This window comes from Moorena sp. SIO3B2, assembly GCF_010692525.1.
In the GTDB taxonomy this organism is placed as follows: Bacteria; Cyanobacteriota; Cyanobacteriia; order Cyanobacteriales; family Coleofasciculaceae; genus Moorena; species Moorena producens.
In genome coordinates this window covers 1-4,110 of sequence record NZ_JAAHHE010000474.1, presented here as the reverse complement: position 1 = coordinate 4,110, position 4,110 = coordinate 1, and the positions used below count along the sequence as shown (strand labels likewise).

Below are 4,110 nucleotides of genomic sequence, written 5' to 3'. Positions count from 1 at the left end.
CCTCCATGGTTATCAAGTTGTCTAGGTTCAGTTATCTGTCCTAGCGGTTATTTCCCCAATCCTTTGTAAGGTAAGGTTTCTAACCAACGAATCGCACTCATCAATCATGTCCATTTGCCCACCCTACTACTCGCCGTCAGCTAATATACTTCATCATGAGACCCTAAATTAAGCAACAAAATAGTCGGGTAGGGTGGGCAAATAATGAAAGTTTGGCAATTAGATCAGTTATCATGTCAATTTGCCCACCCTACTTTATCAGCGATCGCTTCTGCTAACTGACCCACGGTTTTCTCAATTAGTGGTCTAAAATCTGGTCTTTTACGAAGAATGCGCGCTTACGCTCGTTACGATTGGGGTGTCCAAGCAATTTTCATGATCGAGTTCTTCTAGGAATTGATCAACTGACCCAAATTTTACTTTACCTTCCGCTAATTCTTGGCGAATTTCCTTGATTTCTTGCAATAGTATTACTCTCCGTTGGTGATGAAATCGTTTGAGAAGAGTATCGAGTAATATCTCTTGCTCTTCTAAGGACAATTTTTCAACGGTTTCAATCGCTTGCTGAAAGGCTGAGGTTTTGAGCATACTTTCAAGATGATTTCCGGTTTTTTCTATTTTATCAAAATCACCAGGGAGTAGGGTGGGCAAATAATTAAAATTTGACAAATTGTACAGTTATAATGTCCATTTGCCCACCCTACAAGAGCGATCGCACTTCATCAGAAATAATGTCCATTTGCCCACCCTACAAAATCAGCGCTCGCACTACTTTATCAGCGATCGCACTATGCTATTCCAGATGTTGCTGTGGGTATGAAGTGGGGTTGATGGGGTTTTGAGTGCGGTCGCAAGCAAAGATGGGTGGTTGGTTGGTGCGTTTGCGTTTCTTGTGGGTACCAAACCGTGACTTGCTTACCCTCATGGGATTTGTTTTCTGCTTTTCAGTACCTATGCTTCAGTAACATTCAGGGGTTGCATGTCCTACTTATTCAACATCATAGCCAGATCTTTAAGGTAGGATACATACTTGTCGCGTTTTGCCACCCTATGCATGTCTCCAAACAGATCAATATTTTTCTTCTTTATATGTGTTACTCCATAAGCCTTTGATAGCAGTTTTTTGATTTGGGTTCTATCTTGCTTTTCCTCTGACAGTTTACTGTCTCTTTTGTATCTATCAACATAGTTCATTACCAGTTCGATTGGACTCAATAGTACGCCGAATTGACTCGGAGCTACACGTTGGTGCGGTGGCACTTGATCTTTGGTGAAATCGTCATTGTTCTCATTAACTATGTCAACCTCAAATTTATCCAACCATCTATTGTTGTCCAATTCAAACCCTATCTCTAAAGTGGTTAAAAACCCACGAATGTCTCTCTCAACCCTAGCAGATACCAAAGCCTCACTGCCGGATATAATTATCCGAGAACCATGCCATCCCAACATCCTATATTTGGCCATTTCCAACATATACTCATTTTGCACTTCTATGTCTACATCCTTGGGGGTACGTTTCCCTCCCTGCAATCGCGCCGCCATGCTTCCCCCTATTCGATGTGGCACATTTCCTGATTTCAGCCTCTGACTCACTGCCCCCACTCTTGTTTGTGCCACTTTCATATTTCGGTCGGTTTTGGCTGCCCTTTCCAGCAACCCGGTGACATGTGCGGGTAGTAATTGCAGAGGTGGCGATATCGACTCTTTGGTAATAACAACAGCCTTTGGTGATACATACTTTTCCATCGGGCTGGTTTTTTGAACATTTGGCTGTATAACCTTCGCCCCCATCAGATCGGCTTCTTCCTCTAATCCTTTTTCCTCATTTATTTTTACCCCACCTTTCTTCATTATGGTCGGCTTCACCCTTCCCTGCTTCTGCTGCACCACATGCCACGCTTCATGGGGCAAATGCTTCTCCTGCCCCGGCCCCACATGAATATCCTTCCCCTGTGCATAAGCCAATGCCTGCAATTGTGCTGGTTTATCCGAATTGTAATGTACCCTCACATCATCCATCGAATAGCCAGAGAGGTTCTCTATCCCTGCCTTGAGGCGATCAGGCAAGCCGGTTTTGTTTTCATTTTTGCTACTCACTGCCCTCATGCTATCGCCATCGGTCAACGAATCCCCCGTCAACGGTTGTGCTGCTCGCTGCACCATCATCCTTTTCGGCTGCACTACCATTTGCCCACCGTGATTCGCCCCTTGCCTGGTTCTCTCTCCCGACTGTCCAAAAGATAACTTCCCTTGCAGCCCGATTTCTCTCCTTCCCGTTTCCGGCTGGTATTGTCCTGATTCTAAGGTGCGCATCACCTTCGCACTGATACTTCCCCATTCCCCGACCGCCTCTTCCGCGTTCCACTCCCTTTCCTCTGCTTCCAAAATTTCTCTATAACCATTCCGTCTGGAGTCTTTCTTATTTTGATCAAATGACACTGAAGTAGAGTGAGAATATTTCGGTTTATAGGTATGAGTAGTGCGCATAGCTATTTCCTTTTACCAAGTACCCTATTAGAAAACCAGATCAGTCGATCCATCCGTCTTCCAGGAGCGCGACATGGCACCCCTTTCTCAAACCAACTGGTATCACTCTAATATTAGTTCTCTGTTACAAGAAATCGCCCGAGTTCGTAACTATTTAGAAAAATACATAGAAGGTAAAATAAATCAACAAATCGTAACTGAATTTGTTGACCATACATCTGCCCTGGCTCAACTTTGTATCCTCTTCAATCTAACCCCAATTGAAAGGGATATCCTGCTTATGTGCGTGGGCATGGAAATAGAACCATTATTCCATTCTTTGGTGGCCATTGCCCAAAAAAATCATCCTCACAAAAACTATCCTACAATAAGTTTAGCTCAAGACGCCCTGCCCGGAGCCAGTTGGCATGTCCTTTCTCCCCAAAGCCCTTTACAATACTGGCAACTGCTCCAGATTGAACCAGGTTTAATCCTAACCAAGTCCCCCCTCATAATTGACCAGCGTATCCTCTGCTTTCTGTTAGGAGAAAATGCCACAGACCAGGAATTAGCAGGCAAGATCACTCCCCAACCGCCTCAGACTAACCCTCTTATAATGCCATGCTCTCAGTTAAGTATAGGGTCGCAATTGATCACCATTTGGTCTGGGGGCGAGGGGACAAATAGCTATCCCGTGGTGCAATTATCTGGCTCGGACCGTAGCACTAAATACCAAATTGCCTCCGCCACTTGTCTGGGTTTGGGGTATAGTTTACATACTCTCGAACCTGCCGCTCTGACCACCAAGCCCCAGTTGGTCTACCAACTCGGGAAGCGTTGGCAAAGGGAAGCAATACTTAGCAATAGTGTCCTGTTGATTGACTGGGATAGTTATAATTTTACGGAGCCAGGGCGGGAGTATGCTCTGAGCCAATTTATTGATAGTAACAATACTCGTTTAATCCTCAGCTGCAATCACCGAAAAATTGACTGTAAGCGGACTGTTGTTAACGTTGACATCCCCCCATTGAGCCACCAGGAACAATATGACCTGTGGGAAAGCCATATAGGGTCAGCAGCAGCAGAACTTAACGGTCAAATAGAGCGCGTGGCCGTACAGTTTAACCTCAGTAGTGCTAGTATTCAAGCCGCCTGTGATCAATTCAAAATTCAAAATTCAAAATTCCCACAAAATCCCGGATCTAGCCCCCCTAGCGCCCTAACCCACCCCTACCCCCTCCCAGGAGGGGAACCTGGGGGAAACAGATTTCAAAGTCCCCAAAGAACAAACAGCGAAGCCTCCTCTGGTTTCCCCCTTTTTAAGGGGGACGGAAGGGGGATCTCGGATAATGGGGGCAAAAATCTCAGAGACGAAACCCACCACCCCACTCAATTATGGGATTTATGCCGCCAAATCGCCCGTAATCAATTAGAACACTTAGCGCAACCGATAAATGCTACGGCTACCTGGGACGATCTGGTTTTACCTACCCCACAACGGCTGCTTCTTGGGGATATTGCCACTCACCTCAGATACAAGTATAAAGTCTATCAGGAATGGGGTTTCGCCCATTTTGGCGACCGGGGTTTGGGCATCAGCGCCCTTTTTTACGGTGCTAGCGGAACTGGTAAAACCATGGC

3 protein-coding genes and 1 pseudogene are annotated in these 4,110 nt (G+C 45.6%); 2 read left to right on the top strand and 2 right to left on the bottom strand.

What is annotated here, in order from left to right:
- Positions 1–321 precede the first annotated feature (321 nt).
- Positions 322–588 (bottom strand): hypothetical protein, encoded by a 267-nt coding sequence (locus F6K38_RS36480; RefSeq protein ID WP_502709636.1) that lies wholly within the window; start codon positions 586–588, stop codon positions 322–324.
- A gap of 82 nt (positions 589–670) precedes the next feature.
- On the opposite strand from F6K38_RS36480, the gene F6K38_RS36475 reads away from it, so the two are divergent.
- Positions 671–820, top strand: a complete 150-nt coding sequence (locus tag F6K38_RS36475; protein WP_287359905.1) for a hypothetical protein — start codon at positions 671–673, stop codon at positions 818–820.
- A 164-nt stretch (positions 821–984) separates the two neighbouring features.
- Here F6K38_RS36475 and F6K38_RS36470 read toward each other — a convergent pair whose 3' ends face one another.
- Positions 985–2,490, bottom strand: a complete 1,506-nt coding sequence (locus tag F6K38_RS36470) for an eCIS core domain-containing protein (RefSeq protein ID WP_287359903.1) — start codon at positions 2,488–2,490, stop codon at positions 985–987.
- A 73-nt stretch (positions 2,491–2,563) separates the two neighbouring features.
- On the opposite strand from F6K38_RS36470, the pseudogene F6K38_RS36465 reads away from it, so the two are divergent.
- Positions 2,564–4,110, top strand: a pseudogene (locus F6K38_RS36465) (hypothetical protein); the annotation flags it as partial.